This is a genomic window from Pseudomonas sp. IPO3749 (assembly GCF_013386605.1).
In the GTDB taxonomy this organism is placed as follows: domain Bacteria; phylum Pseudomonadota; class Gammaproteobacteria; order Pseudomonadales; family Pseudomonadaceae; genus Aquipseudomonas; species Aquipseudomonas azotoformans_A.
This window is the reverse complement of record NZ_JACARN010000007.1, coordinates 12,457-29,460: the sequence shown is the minus strand read 5'-3', so window position 1 is coordinate 29,460 and position 17,004 is coordinate 12,457. Positions and strand designations below refer to the sequence as shown.

Genomic DNA, 17,004 nt, shown 5'->3' with positions numbered 1-17,004 from the left:
AACTGGCAACATTTGGCGAACTGAGCTACTCGGCCCGCGCCAACTCCTGTGCAAGGAACGGAGCGGTTCTGCTGCCAGACGTTCGGGCCACCTGCTGAGGGGAGCCCGCCACCACGATGCTGCCGCCGGCAGCGCCTGCACCAGGCCCCACGTCGATCACCCAATCGGCCTGGGCCACCGCGCGCATATCGTGTTCGATCATCACTACGGTATTGCCGGCATCGACCAGGCGCTGCAACTGCACCAGCAGCCGGTCGGCGTCCGACGCATGCAGCCCGGTAGTCGGCTCGTCGAGCACGTACAGGCTTCGGCCGCGCTGGCTGCGCTGAAGCTCGGTCGCCAGCTTGATACGCTGCGCCTCGCCACCGGAAAGCTCGGTGGCCGGTTGCCCCAGGCGCAGGTAGCCCAGTCCGATATCGCGCAGCAGTTGCAGTGGCCTTGCCACAGCGTCTTCACCCGCGAAGAATTCGCTGGCTTCGTCCACGGTCATCTGCAGCACCTCGGCGATGTTGCGCCCGTTCCATTGCACCTTCAGCGTGGCCTCGTTGTAGCGTGCGCCATGGCACGTCGGGCACGGCGCGTACACGCTGGGCATGAACAGCAGTTCCACGCTGACGAAGCCCTCGCCCTCGCAGGTCTCGCAGCGCCCCTTGGCGACGTTGAACGAGAACCGTCCGGCATCGTAGCGGCGGCGTCGCGCATCGGGCGTGGCAGCGAACAGCTTGCGCACATGGTCGAACAGGCCCGTGTAGGTGGCTAGGTTCGACCGCGGCGTGCGCCCGATCGGTTTCTGGTCCACCTGCACCAGACGCTGTACGGCGTCCACGTCGCCCGCCAGATGGCCGCCGGTCGCTTCGATCACTGCCGGCCCTTCGCTGGTGGCGCTTTCGGCTACATCGTCTTCCGGCTCGTGGCCCAGGTGCAGCAGCACCAGCTCCGGCAGGGCCTGCGCGACGAGGCTGGACTTGCCCGAGCCGGAGATGCCGGTGACGGCCGTCAGCACGCCCAGCGGAATGCGTGCGTCCACGCCATGCAGGTTGTGGCGGTGGACGCCCTGCAGCTCCAGCCAGCCGATCGCTTCGCGTGCCCGGCTCCCCGGCGCGGGGATCTCGTCGAACAGGTAACGGGCGGTGCGCGATTCGGCAATCTTGCGCAGGCCATCCGGCTCGCCACTGTAGAGCACGCGGCCGCCACGCTCCCCGGCATCCGGCCCGACATCCACTAGCCATTGCGCGCGGCGCATCAGTTCCAGGTCGTGCTCCACCACGAACACCGAGTTGCCTGCGTCGCGCAGCCGATCGAGTGCGTCGTACAGGGCCTGGCTGTCGGAGGGGTGCAGCCCCGCCGAGGGCTCGTCGAGCACGTACACGACGCCGAACAGCAGGGAACTCAATTGCGTAGCCAGCCGCAGGCGTTGCAACTCGCCAGCCGAAAGCGTCGGCGTGGCCCGGTCCAGCGTCAGGTAGCCCAAGCCCAGCCCGCGCAGTTGGCGCAGGCGTGCCATCACGCCACCGGCCAGGCGCTGCGCGGCGAGGCGCTTTTCTTCCGACAGCGCGGAGGTGCGGCGCACGTCGGGCGATACCGCGTGTACGGCACGACCGGAGGCCGCGCGTTGGGCACGGTCGCGCCGGGTCGCTTCCTTGTCCGTAGCCGCCCCCGCTGCATGGGCGCGGAAATCACCCTGGGCAATGGGTTCGAGCAAGGCCGCCAACTGGTCCAGCGGCATCTGCATGAACGCGCCGATGTCCACGCCGGCGAAGGTGACCGACAACGCCTCGGGCTTGAGCCGCTTGCCGTGGCAGGTGGGGCACGGCTTGCCCTCCATGAACCGGGACACGCGCTTTCTCATCAGCGCGCTCTGGGTGTTGGCAAAGGTGTGCAGCACATACCGGCGAGCACCGGTGAAGGTGCCCATGTAGCTCGGCTCCATCTTGCGCTTGAGCGCGGCGCGGGTCTCGGCGGGCGTGAAGCCGGCGTACACCGGCACCGTCGGTGTTTCCTCGGTGAACAGAATCCAGTCGCGATCCTTCTTCGGCAGGTCCTTCCACGGTCGGTCAACGTCGTAGCCCATGCTGACCAGGATGTCGCGCAGGTTCTGGCCTTGCCAGGCGGGGGGCCAGGAGGCGATCGCCCGCTCGCGGATGCTCAGGGAGGGATCGGGCACCATGATGGCCTCGGTCACCTCGTACACATGGCCCAGGCCGTGGCAGGTCGGGCACGCTCCCTGCGGCGTGTTGGGCGAAAAATCCTCGGCGTACAGCATCGGCTGGTTGGCTGGGTAGGCGCCGGCGCGCGAATACATCATCCGCACCAGGCTGGACAGGGTGGTCACACTGCCCACGGAGGAACGCGCGTTGCTGGAGCCACGCTGCTGCTGCAGCGCCACCGCCGGCGGGAGGCCGTCGATCGCATCGACGTCGGGCACGCCGGCCTGGTCGATCAATCGCCGCGCATAGGGGGCCACCGACTCGAAGTAACGTCGCTGAGCCTCGGCATAGATGGTGCCGAAGGCCAGCGAGGACTTCCCGGAGCCGGAGACTCCCGAGAACACCACGAGCGCGTTACGCGGGATGGAAACGTCCACCTCTTTGAGGTTGTTCTCGCGCGCCCCGCGCACCTGCACGAGGCCGCTGGCCGCAGCGGTACAAGAGGATTCACCGAAAGAATTGTTTGGCATGTTCTTATCCTGTAGTTCGTCCCGCTCAGGACGGGACTTCCTGAGTTCGTGGGCCGCGGCGACTGGCTTCGAGCGCCGCGGTGACAGTGCGGGCGTCGTAGCTGCCGCGCAGACGACGACCCTCGACGAAGAACGTCGGCGTGGCGTGCGCACCGCTGGCGACCGCACTGGCGAGGTCGCGCTCGACACGCTCGATCACCGCGGTGCTGTCGAGATCCGCGATGAACCGTTCGACGTCGAGCCCAAGCTCGGCGGCGTAGCCGATCAGATGCTCGCGCTCCAGCGCATGCTGACGGGTGAACACGAAGTCCAGCCACGGCCAGAACATCCCCTGGTTCGCCGCTGCCTCGGACGCCCGCGCGGCGATCGGCCCGTGCGGGTGGTGCGGCAGATGGCGCACCACATACCGCAGGTCGTCCCCGAAGTGGGCACGCAGATCGTCCCAAGAACCGGTCGCGTGCGCACAGTACGCGCACTCGAAGTCCACGTACTCGACGAGTGTGAGCTGGGCGTCCTCCGGCCCGCGGATGTGATCGATCTCCGGATCGACCGGTGGCTCAAGCACCATCGGCAGGTCAGCGGTCTTCTCACCCCACCGCTTGGCGGCGACCTTGAAGATCAGCCACCCGAGCAACGTGGCGAACACCATCGACACGAGCACGCCGACCGTCGCCTGGCGGCCCAGGTCGGAGGTCGTGCCGAACGCGAGCCCGATGATCAGCAGCGACACGGTGAAGCCGATCCCGGACAGTGCCGCACCACCGAACACGCTCCCCACCCCGACGCCCTCGGGCAGCCGGCCCAGGCCGAGACGGACGGCGACGAGCGTGATGAGCCCGATGCCCACGAGCTTGCCGAGCACGAGCCCTGCGATGACGCCCCACGTGACTGGCGAGCCGAAGGCCTCGGCGAGCAGCCCGCCACGCACGTCCACTCCGGCGTTCGCCAAGGCGAACACCGGCACGATCAGCAGCGCCGTCGGCAGCCGCAGGAACTCGTGCAATCGCTCGTTCACCGAGATACCCCGGGACAGCCCGCAGTCCACCGCGCGGGCCGATGCGGCACTCGGAGACTGCCAGAAGTCGCGGAACAGTTGTTTTGCCGCGACGACCTTGTGACGTTGCGTCGCGTAGGCGGGGATCAGCAGCCCCGCGGCCATCCCGGCGAGAGAGGCATGGATGCCGGAGTACACGGTTGCGAGCCACAGCACGATCACGATCAGCACATACGGCATTGCCCGCCACTGGCGGGTGCGCCCTAGCCACCACAACGCAACGAGACTGGCGAGGGCGATCAACAACGGGACGATCCGAATCTCCTCGCTATAGACGATGCCGATGATGGACACGGCGAGGAAGTCATCGACCACGGTCAGGGTGAGCAGGAACACGCGCAACTGACCGGATAGCCGCGGGCCGACGATCGCCAGGGTGCCCAGCATGAATGCCGTATCGGTGCCGACCACCGCCCCCCACCCGTGCAGGCCTTCACTTCCGGCCAGCCCCACGATCAGGACATACACCAGCGCGGGAAGCACGACACCTGCGACACCCGCGATCAGAGCGAGACGGGCACGGCTGCGGTCCCTGAGCGATCCGTGGGCGAACTCCTGACGCACCTCCAGGCCGATCAGGAAGAAGAAGACCACCATCAGGCCGTCGTTGACCCAGTGATGCAGATCCATGTGCATGCCCAGCGGCCCGAAGTCAAACCCGACGTCCAGGTGCCACAACGCGAAATAGGCATCGGATAGCGGCGAGTTCGCCCACGCCAGCGCCACGACCGTGACGATCACCAGCAGCACCGCAGCACCAGACTCCGTGCGCAGATAGCGGGCAACGCGTCCCCGGCTGATATTCGCCGAGGATGCACCGAAAGAAGTGGCTGACATGTTCTTATCCTGTTCCTGTAGTTCGTGAAGTCGCGATGAGCCGGTTTCGGAGGCGACCGGTCAGGCGTCCGCCTCTGGCAGCGTCCCATCATCCAGCGAGCGCAGCCAAGTAAGCCTTTCTCCCAGCCTGCGCTCAACACCTCTGTCCGTTGGCTGATACCAGCCCGGCCGCGCCACGCCCTCGGGAAAGTAGCTTTGCCCAGCGGCATAGCCGTTGGGCTCGTCATGGGCATAGCGGTAGCCTTCGTGATACCCCATCTGCTGCATCAGCTTCGTCGGCGCATTGCGAAGATGGAGAGGCACAGGCAGGGAGCCGCTGTTCTTGACGAAGGCCTTCGCCTTGTTCCAGGCGGCATAGGCAGCGTTCGACTTGGGGGCGGCAGCAAGGTAGGTCGCCGCGTGGGCAATCGGTATTTCGCCTTCGGGGGAACCCAGCCTCTCATAAGCCAGCGCGGCATTGAGCGCCAGTTGCAGCGCCTGCGGGTCGGCATTGCCGATGTCTTCGCTGGCCACCACGATCATGCGGCGCGTCACCTGGCTGACGTCGCCGCTGCCGTCGAGGATGCGGGCCAGCCAGTACAGGGCCGCGTCGGGGTCGGAGCCCCGCAGCGACTTGTGGAAGGCGGAGAGCTGCCAGTAGAACTCGTCGCCGCCCTTGTCGAACCTGCGCAGTGATGGGCTGGTGGACAGTTTGGCAAACTCGCCATCGACCACGGCCTTGCCCGCGCCCGACGCAGCATTCGTCACCTGCTCAAGCAGATTGAGGAAGCGCCTGCCATCGCCATCGGCAAAGCCCTTGAGCAGATCCAGCGCGTCCGCGTCCAACGTGACGCCCTGGAGATGCGGCAGTGCGCGTTCGTAGAGCTGGTTCAGTTCGTCGCCGGACAGCGGTTCGAGGGTATAGACCTGCGCGCGTGAGAGCAGAGCGGAATTGACCGCCAGCCCCGGATGCTCGGTCGTTCCCCCCACCAGGGTCAGGAGCCCCGACTCGACATGGGGCAGTAGGGCATCCTGCTGCGCCTTGTTGAAGCGATGGATCTCATCGACGAAAAGCACCGTCGATCGACCATGGTTGCCCAGTTCTGCCTGGGCCTCGTCGATGGCTTGCCGGATGTCCTTCACCCCGGCAAGCACGGCCGAGATGGCGATGAATCGGCTGTCGGTCGCACTGGCGGCCAGGCGCCCCAGGGTGGTCTTGCCCACGCCTGGCGGCCCCCAGAGGATGAACGAGTGCAACTTGCCCGCCTCGAACGCGAGACGAAGCGGCTTGCCGGGGCCGAGCAAGTGCCGTTGCCCGACGAATTCATCCAGCGTCTTGGGCCGCAGGAGTTCGGCCAAGGGAGGCTTGGGCTTTGTCGTGAATAGATCGGTCAAGTTCCTCTCCCTGGTATTTCTGATAGTTGACGTTCCGATAAGGTGTGCACCTCAATCCAGAGAGCCGGATTTATCCAACGCCGTGGGCTCTTTGTCGCTAATCGCATGCATGATGATGCGAGAGCCGCGGTAGCCGATGCTATGGTTCCATACCCAGCTCAACGCGACGCTGAGACGATTTCGCGTACCGATCAGAAAGTAGATATGCGCGAGCTTCCAGATCCACCACGCAAAGGCTCCACGCAGCTTAACCCGCCCCATGTCAATTACGGCCAGGCTGCGGCCGATGGTGGCCAGGTTCCCCTGATGCCGGTATTTGAAAGGCCCGTCAGCGGGCTTGCCTTTCAAACGCCGTCCAATGAGGTTGGCGACGTACTTGCCTTGCTGTTTGGCGGCGGGGGCGATGCCCGGTACGGGCTTCCCATCAGCCATGGTGCACGAGGCGGTATCGCCGATGGCGAAGACCTCCGGGCGACCGGCCACCGTCAGGTCGGGACCAACGACCACTCGACCCGCACGATCAGACGCAGCACCCAACCAGCGAGCCGCGGGAGACGCCTGGACGCCGGCGGCCCAAACGATGGTCTTGGCCGAAAGAGGCTTGCCGCCATACACCACGCCGTCGGCCGAGCATTCGGTGACCGGCGTACCCAGCACGACCTCGACCCCGAGCTTTTCGAGTGCCTGGCGCGTATAGGCCGAAAGATCCTCTGGAAAGACGGACAACAGACGCGGGCCCGCCTCGATCAGTACAACCCGGGACGTGCTCGGGTCGATCGAGCGGAAGTCACGCGCCAGCGTGTCTCGTGCAAGCTCGGCGATGGTCCCGGCCAATTCAACCCCGGTGGGACCACCACCGATGATGACGAACGTCTGCAGCGCGGCACGCTGCTGAGGATCGCTCGTGCGCTCGGCCTCCTCGAAAGCCGCGAGGATTCGGCCTCGAATGGTCGTGGCATCTTCCAGCGTCTTCAACCCCGGCGCGAAAGCCCCCCATTCGTCGTGTCCGAAATAGGCATGGGTAGCACCTGTCGCGAGTACGAGCGTGTCGTAGGTTTGGCGCGAGCCATTGTTGAGAATGACCTGACGCGCGTCCTGGTCGATACCTTCCACTTCCGCCATCAAGGTGTTCACTTCCGGGCGATTTCGGAATAGATAGCGAATAGGCCAGGCGATCTCGGATGTCGAGAGAGATGCCCCTGCGACCTGGTAAAGCAGCGGCTGGAACAGGTGATGATTGCGCCGGTCGATGATCGTCACATCGACCTCGGCACCAGCAAGCTGGTTGGCAACCTCGATCCCGCCGAAGCCCGCTCCGATAATGACGACGTGATGTCGGTTTTTGGAGGTCTTTGTCATGACCTGATCTCCTCTCTCTCAGCGTTTCAGCGCCGATGCGTGGTGTGCCATATGCTCGCCAATGAAACTGGCAATGAAGTAGTAGCTGTGGTCGTAGCCTGGGCGCAGATTCAACGTGAGCGGGTGCCCCGTCTCGTCGCAGGCCTTGCGCAGCAGATCGGGCTGAAGCTGACTCTCCAGGAACTCGTCGCCCAAACCCTGATCCACCAGCAGCGGCAGACGCTCCTGCACGGTGCGAATCAGCTCCACGGTGTCGTACTGCTTCCACGCCTCCCGGTCGCTGCCCAGGTACGCCTCGAAGGCCTTGTGTCCCCAGGGAACCTGGGTGGGCGCGACGATGGGCGAGAAGGCCGAGACGCTTCGATAACGGCCCGGGTTGCGCAGGGCGATGACCAGAGCACCGTGTCCCCCCATGGAATGGCCGCTGATGCTCCGCTCCGCTGTCACGGGAAAGTGGGCCTCGATCAGCGCCGGTAGTTCCTGCACCACGTAGTCATACATCCGATGATTCGCAGCCCAGGGTTCCTGCGTGGCGTTGACGTAGAAACCTGCCCCCTGTCCGAGGTCATAGGCGGGATCGTCGGCAACGCCTTCGCCGCGAGCGCTGCTATCGGGCGCGACGACGGCAATGCCATGTTCGGCTGCGTAGCGCTGGACGGCGGACTTGGTGATGAAGTTCTGCTCGGTGCAGGTGAGGCCTGAAAGCCAGTACAGCACCGGCACCTTGCCGTGCTGTGCCTGCGGAGGCAGATAGACGCCGACTTTCATCGTGCAACCGAGCGTCGTGGATTCATGCTGATAAACGTCCTGCCAACCATCAAAGCTGGCGTGATGTTCGATGCGTTCCATGGTGTTCTCCTATGTTCAAAGGAACGGCGCAGCTCTCGCGCGCCAGGACGGCAGCTCGTCAGGAAGATTTCTCTTCCGCTGCCGTGTCGCCGTGGGCGTGTCTGATCCTGCGCACGATCCACCAGATCGTCAGCATCACCGCAGGCACCAGAACCGCCATCACCGGCGCCACGCTGTCGTGAACCATCGGAATGCCCTTGAGCAAATAGCCGAGAAGACTCACGACGTAATAAGAAATTGCCGCGACCGACAGGCCTTCGACGGTTTGCTGAAGGCGCAATTGCATCTTGGCCCGGTTGTTCATCGACGCAAGCAGATCGCGGTTCTGGCGTTCAAGCTCGACGTCGATCCAGGAACGCAGCAACGCGATGGCCCGGGTCAGCTTGTCGGAGAGCTTGGTCTGGCGCTCCTTTACGGATTGGCATGTCCGCATGGCGGGAGCGATGCGACGCTGCAGGAAATCCGCCCAGGTGCAGTACCCGGATACGGCCTCTTCCGAAAGCGCTGCCAGCCTTTCCTCGACGATCTCGTAGTAGGCACGGCTGGCGCCGAAGCGATAGAGATTCGCCGCAACGCCAGCTTCCAGCTCGGCAGCCAGGCCGGTCAATTCGGACAGCAGCACGTCGCTGTCGCGCCGTTCCACCAAGCTCGTACACATCTCGTCGGTGATCGCCGCAAGGCGCGACTCCATGCGTCGCAGTTCCGACGTCATCGATCGTGTCAACGGCAGGGACAGCAACGCCAAGGTGCGGTAAGTCTCGATCTCCAGCAGACGTTGAGCCAGCGCACCCGCCCGCGCCGGGGTCAAATCGCGGGCCAGGACGAGGATCTGCGTCAGGCCATCCTCATCCTGTCGAAAGTCGGTCAGGATGGCGGCAGAGCCGTTCTCCACCAGCGAGTAGCACAGGCTGGCAGGATCGAAGCGATCGACCTCCTTCTCCGTTTCCGGCGTCCACGGAAGAAGTCTCAAACGGATGCCGGATACGACCGGGCCGGGAGGAACAAATCCATGCTTGAACGGATTTTCGCCGCACGGCTCTCCCGTCTCGGAATCCAGCGAAGCGCACCAGAGATACGTCGAGAACTCGGTGTGCTTTTCGCAGTGCAGGTCTCCTTCATCCCATGTCACGCCGTGGAGCGGCGTAGTATGGTCGGGTTCGGCAACGCCGAAGCGATGAGACAACTCGCTCATCGCCATCTGATCCCTGGCCTGGTCGCCTTCGGTCATGAAAGCGAGCTGCAATATGCCGCGGGGGGCCTGAATCAAGAGATGCGGGCGCGCGTGCACTTCACCCACGGCGGCAGCACGATCGGTATAGGCCGGCATGCCGTACACGGTGGCGGTCGGGGTGGGTTGTACGGTCGTCGTATTGATGTTGGCCGGCTCTTTCATAACGACCTCATTTCTTCTTGGTTGAAAAACACGCTTCAAAGCAAATGCCCGCAGCCATGCGTTTCGCACATGGCTGCGGGCCGATCTTCATGAGCGGGCACCGCTCTACACGGTCCGTCTAATAGGCTCGCCGTGTAGAGGCTTGTGCTGGCCCTTTCAGAACGCCCTCAGCTTCCTAGCTTTCAGACGAAGGTGTACGAGCAAACCTTGTTGCCCGCCGGATCACGCAGGTAGGCCGCATAGGCACCCGGCAGGTGGCCACGCGGGCCAGGCTGGCCCTCGTCGGTGCCGCCTGCGGCAAGGCCGGCGGCGTGGAAGGCATCCACTTCGGCGGGAGTGGCGGCCGCAAAGCCGACCGTCACGCCGTTGCTGGAAGGCGCTTCACCATTGCCCGGACGGGCGATGATGAAAGCCGGCTTTTCGCGACCGAAAAGCACCCATCCGTTGCCGAAAGGACCGAGGTTCTTGATGCCGAGAGCACCCAGAGCGGCGTCATAGAACGCGGCCGACTTCTGGACGTCGGCGGCGCCGATGAAGACGTGCGAGAAGATGCCGTCGCCGGAAATGACAGGATTGGACATGGTTAATTTCCTTGGTGGTTGGTGTTGAATGGATAGTGAGTGATCAGTAGTGGATCACCGTGCGAATCGACTTGCCTTCATGCATCAGGTCGAAGGCGTGGTTGATCTCGTCGAGACCCATGGTGTGAGTGACGAACGGGGCGAGATCGATCTCGCCTTTCATTGCGTCTTCCACCATGCCCGGGAGTTGGGTGCGCCCCTTGACCCCGCCGAAAGCCGACCCCTTCCAGGTCCGGCCGGTGACCAACTGGAACGGACGGGTCGAGATTTCCTTGCCGGCCCCGGCGACGCCGATGACGATCGACTGGCCCCAGCCGCGGTGGGCAGCTTCCAGAGCCGAACGCATCACGTTGACGTTGCCGATGCACTCGAAGGTGTGATCGACACCCCAGCCAGTCATCTCGATCAGAACCTCGTGAATCGGCTTGTCGAAGTCCTTCGGGTTGAGACATTCGGTCGCGCCGAAGGTACGAGCCAGTTCGAACTTCGCCGGATTGGTATCGATGGCGATGATGCGGCCCGCTTTGGCCTGGCGTGCACCTTGAATCGCAGCGAGACCGATGCCGCCGAGGCCGAAGATGGCCACCGAGTCGCCGGGCTGTACCTTGGCCGTGTTGTGCACGGCGCCGATGCCGGTGGTCACGCCGCAGCCCAGCAGGCAGACGTGCTCGGGGTTGGCGTCCGGGTTGATCTTGGCCAGCGAGACTTCGGCGACGACCGTGTATTCGCTGAAGGTCGAGCAGCCCATGTAGTGGTAAAGCGGCTGACCGTTGTACGAGAAGCGAGTCGTACCATCGGGCATCAGCCCCTTGCCCTGGGTTGCGCGAACCGCGACACACAGGTTGGTCTTGCCGGACTTGCAGAACAGGCACTCGCCGCATTCGGCGGTGTAGAGCGGAATGACGTGATCGCCAGGCTTCACGCTGGTCACACCTTCACCCACCTCCACGACGATACCCGCACCTTCATGACCCAGCACGACCGGGAAGAGACCTTCGGGGTCGTCGCCCGACAGGGTGAAGGCGTCGGTATGGCAAACGCCGGTATTCGTGATCTTGATGAGCACCTCGCCCTTGCGCGGCGGCTCGACGTCGATCTCGACGATTTCCAGCGGCTTTCCTGGCCCGAAGGCAACTGCTGCACGTGATTTCATGATGTCGCTTCCTTTACTAGCTAACTAAATTTGCCCTCACCGAGGGCACCCTGGTGCCTCTATCGCAGATAGGAGCGGACGATAGAGATGGTCTCGTCAATGGACTTGTTCTGCGAATCGCTCCTGATTTCGCTACTGGGAAATTCTTCCCGCAGATAGCTCTCCAGAACGGTTGCCATCAATCCGTTGACTGCCCCACGAACGGCCGCAAGCTGCTGAAGAATTGCAGGGCATTCCGCACCTGCATCAAGCGCTTGCTCAAGAGTCGCTACCTGACCTTTGATGCGCCGGATGCGCGTCAGTGCTTGCTTCTTTTCTTCCGGACTGTGTGGCATCGAACACCTCTCTACTTGGGTACACCGCCGCATTATACAATACTCCCCCATAGTATATGCGGCCGAACTTTGCCACAAATTCTGTGCTCTTCGAGCACTCTTACAGGCTAGTACAGGTTTGTTCCCAAGAAGCGCAAAACATTCAAATCAATGAATATTTCTTGCATGTATCGACAGCATCGGGGCAAGTTCAAAACTGGTCAAACTGGAAAAATCTATGCGCAGATAGATATGACCTATCTAAGCCGACTCATCGAGTTGAAGCTATCAAGATGAGACCGGCTAGGCGACCTGATGACCCGAGTGTCGAGCTTTCCGCAGTGCAGGCAACATCTGTCCGTCCCAGTCACGATCGACCGCAACCTGGGCCTGTTCTTGGTTTCGTTCGAGTGCTTCAACGTCAAGATCACCGATCGCCCATGTCTGCGTGCCGCAAGTAGTCGCGAGAATGCCATCCTCGGGGAATCCACGATCCATGGGTGCATAGATCGTGGCCTCGCCAGTGTTCGTGTCCAGCGCCGGACTCCAGTCAGCAGCTCCGGTCGTCACGGCCTGTGCGACGAACATCCGGTTCTCCAGTGCCCGCGCCATGCAGCCCACACGAACCCGGGTTGCACCTGCCCTCGTGTCCGTACAGCTCGGGACCAACAGCAGGCGTGCACCCGCCTCTCGCTGGGCTCGCACGGGCAATGGAAACTCACTGTCGTAGCAGACAGCGATGCCGGCACGCACGCCATTCAGGTCGAACACTTTGAGTTCGTCGCCCCCCTCGATGACGCCAGTGTCTTTCTCGAACCCCGTCAACTGCAATTTGTCCTGGTAGTCACGCGTGCCGTCCGGCGCAAACCACCACGCCCGGTTGCGATAGCGATCCGGTCCAACCCGGGTCAAGAACGTACCGGCCTGAATGGTCATGCGCAGCTCGCGCGCCAGGTCGGTGTACAGGGCCAGCCACGCAGGCTGCAAGGCCTGCAGCGCGGCCAGCGAGGCGTTGAAATCCTGGCGGATGCCAGGCTCGAACATCGCAGCCAGTTCGAGGGACAGATATTCTGGCAACACGGCCAGTTCCGCTCCGGCACGGCTCGCCTCCTCCAGAACCCGCCGCTGCCGCGCTGCGAATGCCTCGAAGCCCGTGGGCTGACCCACTGCGTATTTCGCAACTGCTACTTTCATTTCGCGTTCTCCAGGGAGCGCAGCCACATCGTGAGCGTCTGCTCGGTTTCGCTCGGCTCACCCACCTGTTTCCAGGGCAGCGTAACCTTCATGTCCGACTGCCGCACGTAGCCACGACGGATCCAGAAGGGATCATTACTGCGGTAGTTGGAAGGACGCCGGGGATCGTCGTCTGCTCGATCCACCGACGCGAACGATGTCCACTGCATGCCGCCCAACGAACGGGCATGCGCTTCGCGTTCGTCAAAGAAGCGATGGCCCAGGCCAAGGCCCCGGAAGGCCGGGAGCAGGACTGATTCGCCGCAGTAAAACACTGCCTCCATCGGGATTCCTCGATCGGCGAACGGCACCTGGAAGGCCGGCTCCGCATCGCCGAGCGGCAATCCCGTGGACGCACCCACGACCACGTCATCAGCGAGCGCGAGTACCAGCAGGCTGTCTGCCGAACGGGCGTACATAGCGAGGTAGTGCTTCTCGTATTCGGTGTCGCCCTCGTACAGGTAAGGAAAGCTGCGGAAGACGCTCGCCCGCAGGCCTGCCACGGCATCGAACCATTCGGCAATGTCCGGACCACGATGAACCAGCACCTGCACGTCGCTGGTCATTTCAGGCGTCCCCTCCAACCTGTGCGATCCAGTCGCCGAGGTTGTAGTAGTTGGTGACACGAGCGATCTTGCCATCGCGGATCTCGAAGAACGCGCCGCCCGGCAGCACGTAGCGCTGGCCCTGGGCTTCCGGCAGCCCGTCGTCCGTGACCTTGTATTCGCCATGCACCACGTACTCCGCGCCTGCACACAGGCCGTCGGCGCTGACCATCACCACGATCCCGCGCAGTTGCTCGCCATAGCAGCGGTCCATGCGCTGCAGGAAGGCGCGGAAGGCTTCGCGACCGACCTCACGAGCGCCCTGGTTCAAGTCGTGCGCGACGTCATCGGTCAACATTGACAGCATGGCCTCGCGGTCACCGCGGTTGAAGGCGTCGTAGTAGGCAGTGATGAGAGTCGCAGCGTTCATTCGCGTTCCTTATTGGGTTGTTCGGAGCGGAGCATTCCGGGGTGTTGTCAGTCTGGGCAACCGCGCCTCCCTTGTATATGGAATTGTTGCGATTTTATAATTCCACAATCTGGAACAATCAACGAGCAGCGAAATCGGCCATAAGGCGTGCGTCATGAACAAGGAAATGGAACTACTGCGCATCTTTCGGGTGGCGGCCGAAAGCAGCAGTTTTCGCGATGCGGCCGTCCGGCTGGGGACTTCTCCGCAAGGTGTAACCCGTGCCATCCAGCAACTGGAGCAACACTACGGCGAGGTGTTGTTTCATCGAAGCACGCGCCAGGTGCGCATCACCGCCTTCGGCGAAGGGCTGCTAGACCAAGTGCGCCCCGCATTGGAGCGGTTCGAGGATCTGTGGCGAACGCCTGGCTCCGACCAGCAGGCCTCTCTGTCCGGTACGGTTCGCATCACCGCACCGCACAGCTTGGGCACCAGAGCGGTGCTACCGGCACTGGAGCGCGTGGCCGCGCGCCATCCCGGCATCACGCTGGATGTGCGCCTGTCCGATCGCATCAGCAATACGGTTGACGAAGGGATTGACGTCGGGATCAGGGTCGGATTCATGCGCGATAGCCGCTTCGTCGCACGCAAGGCCGCCGACATGAGACTCCCCATCGTTGCCGCTCCGCGCCTGATCAAGAAAGTGGGCGTACCTGCAAACATCGATGCGCTAAGCAGCCTGCCAGTTACCGTGGCCTTGGATATCAATACCGGCCGTCCCTGGCCTTGGCACTTCAAGGCGGGACGCCAGTGGACACCTACCGCACCCACTCTCGTCGCAGACAATGCCGACATGGAAATGGGAGCGGCGCTGGCCGGGATCGCGTTCGCGCAACTGGCGGACTACATGGCCGCCCCCTACATTGCCAGCGGGAAGCTCGTGCGAGTGCTGGAGAACGAAGAACCTCCGGCATGGGGGTTGTACGTCTATCGGCCTCAGCGTGGCCCCATTCCGGGAAGGGTTCGAGCGGTATTTGATGAAATGCTGGTCGCCGTTGGATCGTTGCCAGCTTTGCGCTGACACGTCGCAAGACGCTGTAGGGCACACACCTTGGAAAGCGGGGCACTGAGCCTCGGCGGCTCACCCCTCCGGTTGAATGATGAGCCGACCGTCTGCCCGCTTGCCCCAGGTGCAGATCGGTCGGCCATGCAACTCAATGCCGGCGAACGATTAGATGTAAATGAATTGCCGGTACAACCCATCCAACTGATGACGAATGTCTTCGACGCGCTGCTCGTCACCGGTATCGGTAAATTCGAGTAGCTGCTGTTCCTTGGCAGTGATCTGATCGCAAAGGTCGGACAAGTTCTCGCAGAAAGCCTCGGAATGAACGGTGGGCTCCTCCGTATTCGTCTCTTCCCCTGCTAGTTTTCGCACAGACGAGGCTGGAGAAATCCCATTTTCCTCGTTAAAGGCAATTTGAAGCTGCCTGCGCCTATTGGTCTCATCGATCGCCTGCTTCATCGCCGGCGTCACCGCGTCGGCGTACAAGATCGCCTTGCCGTTTTCATTCCGAGCGACTCGACCGATCATCTGAATGAGCGCATGGGCCGAACGCAAGAACCCTGCACGGTCTGCATCGAGAATGGCAACCAATGATGCCTCTGGAATATCCAGCCCTTCGCGCAAAAGACTAATCCCAATCAAAACATCGAACTCTCCTGCGCGCAGGCCATTGATGATCTCAACACGATCCTCCGCTTTTATGTCCGAATGCATGTAGCGCGCTCGAATCCCGTTGTCCGTCAAGAAATCCGTTAGCTCTTCTGCACTGACCTTCGTCAGCGTAGTCACAAGCACTCGATTCTTTCTCTTCACGCACTTCGATATTTCGGCAAGCAGGTCATCTATGTATCCATCCGCTTTCCGCACTTCAACCTTGGGGTCAAGCAGTCCCGTTGGCCTGATAACCTGTTCGACAACCCTGCCTTTCGACACCCTCAGCTCGTAGTCGCCCGGAGTAGCGGAAACAAAGATGGTCTGAGGCTTGACCTTCTCGAACTCGTCAAAGTTCAATGGCCGGTTGTTCTTCGATGAAGGCAAACGGAACCCGTAATCGATCAGCGTGTCCTTGCGCGCCTGATCCCCCCGGTACATTGCGGATATCTGTGGCACCATGACATGAGATTCATCGACGAACAGCAGCCCGTCTTTCGGCAAATAATCCAGCAACGTGATCGGAGGAGAAGCTGCGTCTCGGTCGCTGAAGTAGCAGGAATAATTCTCCATCCCCGAGCAATAGCCGACCTCGCGCATCATTTCCACGTCATGCGTGATCCGCTCGTACAGTCTGTTTGCCTCGACCAAGCGATTATTCCTGTTCAGCTCGGCAACCCGCTCTTCCATATCAGCGAGTATCTTTTTGGATGCAGAATCTATTTTGTTCGTGGGCGGTGCGAAAAGCGTTTTTGGCGAAACCAAATAATGGTCTATCTCTCCCAACGTCTTGCCAGTAACAGGGTCCATCCATTGGACAGACGCAACAGTGTCATCCAACAGTTCCACCCGAACCGCCCTGTACTCGGAATCAGCGGGGAAAATGTCAATCACATCACCTTGGACGCGGAACGTTGCACGCTTGAGCGTACGCTCCGTGCGATCATATTGCAGCAAAGCCAAGCGACGAATTAGCTCTCTCTGGTTTAGTTTGACCCCAGGGGACAGAGCGATCTGTAGCGCTCGATATGCATCTGGATCACCCAGGCCGTAGATTGAAGACACCGAAGCGACGACGATCACGTCACGACGCTCAATCAAGGATTTGGTCGTGGACAGGCGCAGGCGCTCAAGGTGGTCATTGATGGCCGAGTCCTTCGGTATGAAACGATCGGTGCCCGGCATATAGATCTCGGGCTGAAAATAGTCGTAATACGAAACGAAGTACTCGACCGCATTCTCAGGAAAGAAGTGCTTCATTTCACTATAGAGCTGCGCGGTCAACGTCTTGTTGGGAGCCAAGATCAACGTGGGCCGCTTCAGACGATGAATCACATTGGCCATGGTGAAGGTCTTACCTGAGCCGGTGATACCTTTCAGCGTCTGGTGCGTCGCACCTTCTTCTATGTCCGACAGCAGCCGCGCGATCGCCTCTGGCTGGTCCCCCGCCGGCGTATAGTTGGAGTGCAGAATAAACATACCGGTTGACATTAGATATCTCCTAATTGA

General features: G+C 62.1%; 14 protein-coding genes. 1 reads left to right on the top strand and 13 read right to left on the bottom strand.

Features of this window, described 5'->3' with window-relative positions:
* Positions 1–25: 25 nt before the first annotated feature.
* The 12 genes from HX812_RS01625 to HX812_RS01570 all read right to left on the bottom strand — a co-directional run bounded on the left by HX812_RS01625 (position 26) and on the right by HX812_RS01570 (position 13,799).
* On the bottom strand, positions 26–2,677 hold the full coding sequence (locus HX812_RS01625) for an excinuclease ABC subunit UvrA (protein ID WP_028690950.1): 2,652 nt from the start codon (positions 2,675–2,677) through the stop codon (positions 26–28).
* 25 nt (positions 2,678–2,702) lie between these two features.
* Complete coding sequence (gene nhaA, locus HX812_RS01620; protein WP_028690949.1) at positions 2,703–4,568, bottom strand: Na+/H+ antiporter NhaA; 1,866 nt, start codon at positions 4,566–4,568, stop codon at positions 2,703–2,705.
* 60 nt (positions 4,569–4,628) lie between these two features.
* Complete coding sequence (locus HX812_RS01615) at positions 4,629–5,942, bottom strand: replication-associated recombination protein A (protein WP_028690948.1); 1,314 nt, start codon at positions 5,940–5,942, stop codon at positions 4,629–4,631.
* Between the two features lie 51 nt (positions 5,943–5,993).
* Positions 5,994–7,301 (bottom strand): NAD(P)/FAD-dependent oxidoreductase, encoded by a 1,308-nt coding sequence (locus HX812_RS01610; protein ID WP_028690947.1) that lies wholly within the window; start codon positions 7,299–7,301, stop codon positions 5,994–5,996.
* Between the two features lie 18 nt (positions 7,302–7,319).
* A complete protein-coding gene (fghA, locus tag HX812_RS01605) occupies positions 7,320–8,150 on the bottom strand; it encodes an S-formylglutathione hydrolase (protein WP_023464790.1) in 831 nt (276 codons plus the stop codon).
* Between the two features lie 58 nt (positions 8,151–8,208).
* Positions 8,209–9,543: a DUF3422 family protein gene (locus tag HX812_RS01600; protein ID WP_023464791.1), complete on the bottom strand. Its 1,335-nt coding sequence runs from the start codon at positions 9,541–9,543 to the stop codon at positions 8,209–8,211.
* 182 nt (positions 9,544–9,725) lie between these two features.
* Positions 9,726–10,124, bottom strand: coding sequence for a VOC family protein (locus HX812_RS01595; protein WP_023103885.1), 399 nt, complete (start codon positions 10,122–10,124; stop codon positions 9,726–9,728).
* Between the two features lie 43 nt (positions 10,125–10,167).
* Positions 10,168–11,277, bottom strand: coding sequence for an S-(hydroxymethyl)glutathione dehydrogenase/class III alcohol dehydrogenase (locus HX812_RS01590; protein ID WP_011871467.1), 1,110 nt, complete (start codon positions 11,275–11,277; stop codon positions 10,168–10,170).
* Positions 11,278–11,336: 59 nt separating this feature from the next.
* Positions 11,337–11,612 carry a formaldehyde-responsive transcriptional repressor FrmR gene (frmR, locus tag HX812_RS01585; RefSeq protein ID WP_007182548.1) on the bottom strand — a complete coding sequence of 92 codons (276 nt, stop codon included), beginning with the start codon at positions 11,610–11,612 and terminating at the stop codon, positions 11,337–11,339.
* Positions 11,613–11,894: 282 nt separating this feature from the next.
* Positions 11,895–12,785, bottom strand: coding sequence for a carbon-nitrogen hydrolase family protein (locus tag HX812_RS01580; protein ID WP_028690945.1), 891 nt, complete (start codon positions 12,783–12,785; stop codon positions 11,895–11,897).
* Complete coding sequence (locus HX812_RS01575; protein ID WP_028690944.1) at positions 12,782–13,390, bottom strand: GNAT family N-acetyltransferase; 609 nt, start codon at positions 13,388–13,390, stop codon at positions 12,782–12,784. The genes HX812_RS01580 and HX812_RS01575 overlap by 4 nt, the downstream gene beginning before the upstream one ends.
* A gap of 1 nt (position 13,391) precedes the next feature.
* Entirely contained in the window at positions 13,392–13,799 is a 408-nt protein-coding gene (locus HX812_RS01570) for a ketosteroid isomerase-related protein (protein ID WP_023103882.1), read from the bottom strand.
* A 154-nt stretch (positions 13,800–13,953) separates the two neighbouring features.
* Between HX812_RS01570 and HX812_RS01565 the strand changes: the two genes are divergently transcribed.
* Positions 13,954–14,859 carry a LysR family transcriptional regulator gene (locus HX812_RS01565; RefSeq protein ID WP_023103881.1) on the top strand — a complete coding sequence of 302 codons (906 nt, stop codon included), beginning with the start codon at positions 13,954–13,956 and terminating at the stop codon, positions 14,857–14,859.
* A gap of 150 nt (positions 14,860–15,009) precedes the next feature.
* On the opposite strand, the gene uvrB is transcribed toward HX812_RS01565, so the two are convergent.
* Positions 15,010–16,986, bottom strand: coding sequence for an excinuclease ABC subunit UvrB (gene uvrB, locus HX812_RS01560; RefSeq protein WP_028690943.1), 1,977 nt, complete (start codon positions 16,984–16,986; stop codon positions 15,010–15,012).
* Between the last annotated feature and the right edge of the window lie 18 nt (positions 16,987–17,004).

Excerpts from the sequence above, each read along its gene's own strand:
- HX812_RS01575 (WP_028690944.1), bottom strand. The coding sequence starts at position 13,390 with ATGACCAGCGACGTGCAGGTGCTGGTTCATCGTGGTCCGGACATTGCC.
- HX812_RS01600 (WP_023464791.1), bottom strand. The coding sequence starts at position 9,543 with ATGAAAGAGCCGGCCAACATCAATACGACGACCGTACAACCCACCCCG.
- HX812_RS01625 (WP_028690950.1), bottom strand. The coding sequence starts at position 2,677 with ATGCCAAACAATTCTTTCGGTGAATCCTCTTGTACCGCTGCGGCCAGC.
- nhaA (WP_028690949.1), bottom strand. The coding sequence starts at position 4,568 with ATGTCAGCCACTTCTTTCGGTGCATCCTCGGCGAATATCAGCCGGGGA.
- HX812_RS01590 (WP_011871467.1), bottom strand. The coding sequence starts at position 11,277 with ATGAAATCACGTGCAGCAGTTGCCTTCGGGCCAGGAAAGCCGCTGGAA.
- HX812_RS01595 (WP_023103885.1), bottom strand. The coding sequence starts at position 10,124 with ATGTCCAATCCTGTCATTTCCGGCGACGGCATCTTCTCGCACGTCTTC.
- HX812_RS01565 (WP_023103881.1), top strand. The coding sequence starts at position 13,954 with ATGAACAAGGAAATGGAACTACTGCGCATCTTTCGGGTGGCGGCCGAA.
- fghA (WP_023464790.1), bottom strand. The coding sequence starts at position 8,150 with ATGGAACGCATCGAACATCACGCCAGCTTTGATGGTTGGCAGGACGTT.
- uvrB (WP_028690943.1), bottom strand. The coding sequence starts at position 16,986 with ATGTCAACCGGTATGTTTATTCTGCACTCCAACTATACGCCGGCGGGG.
- HX812_RS01570 (WP_023103882.1), bottom strand. The coding sequence starts at position 13,799 with ATGAACGCTGCGACTCTCATCACTGCCTACTACGACGCCTTCAACCGC.
- frmR (WP_007182548.1), bottom strand. The coding sequence starts at position 11,612 with ATGCCACACAGTCCGGAAGAAAAGAAGCAAGCACTGACGCGCATCCGG.
- HX812_RS01580 (WP_028690945.1), bottom strand. The coding sequence starts at position 12,785 with ATGAAAGTAGCAGTTGCGAAATACGCAGTGGGTCAGCCCACGGGCTTC.
- HX812_RS01610 (WP_028690947.1), bottom strand. The coding sequence starts at position 7,301 with ATGACAAAGACCTCCAAAAACCGACATCACGTCGTCATTATCGGAGCG.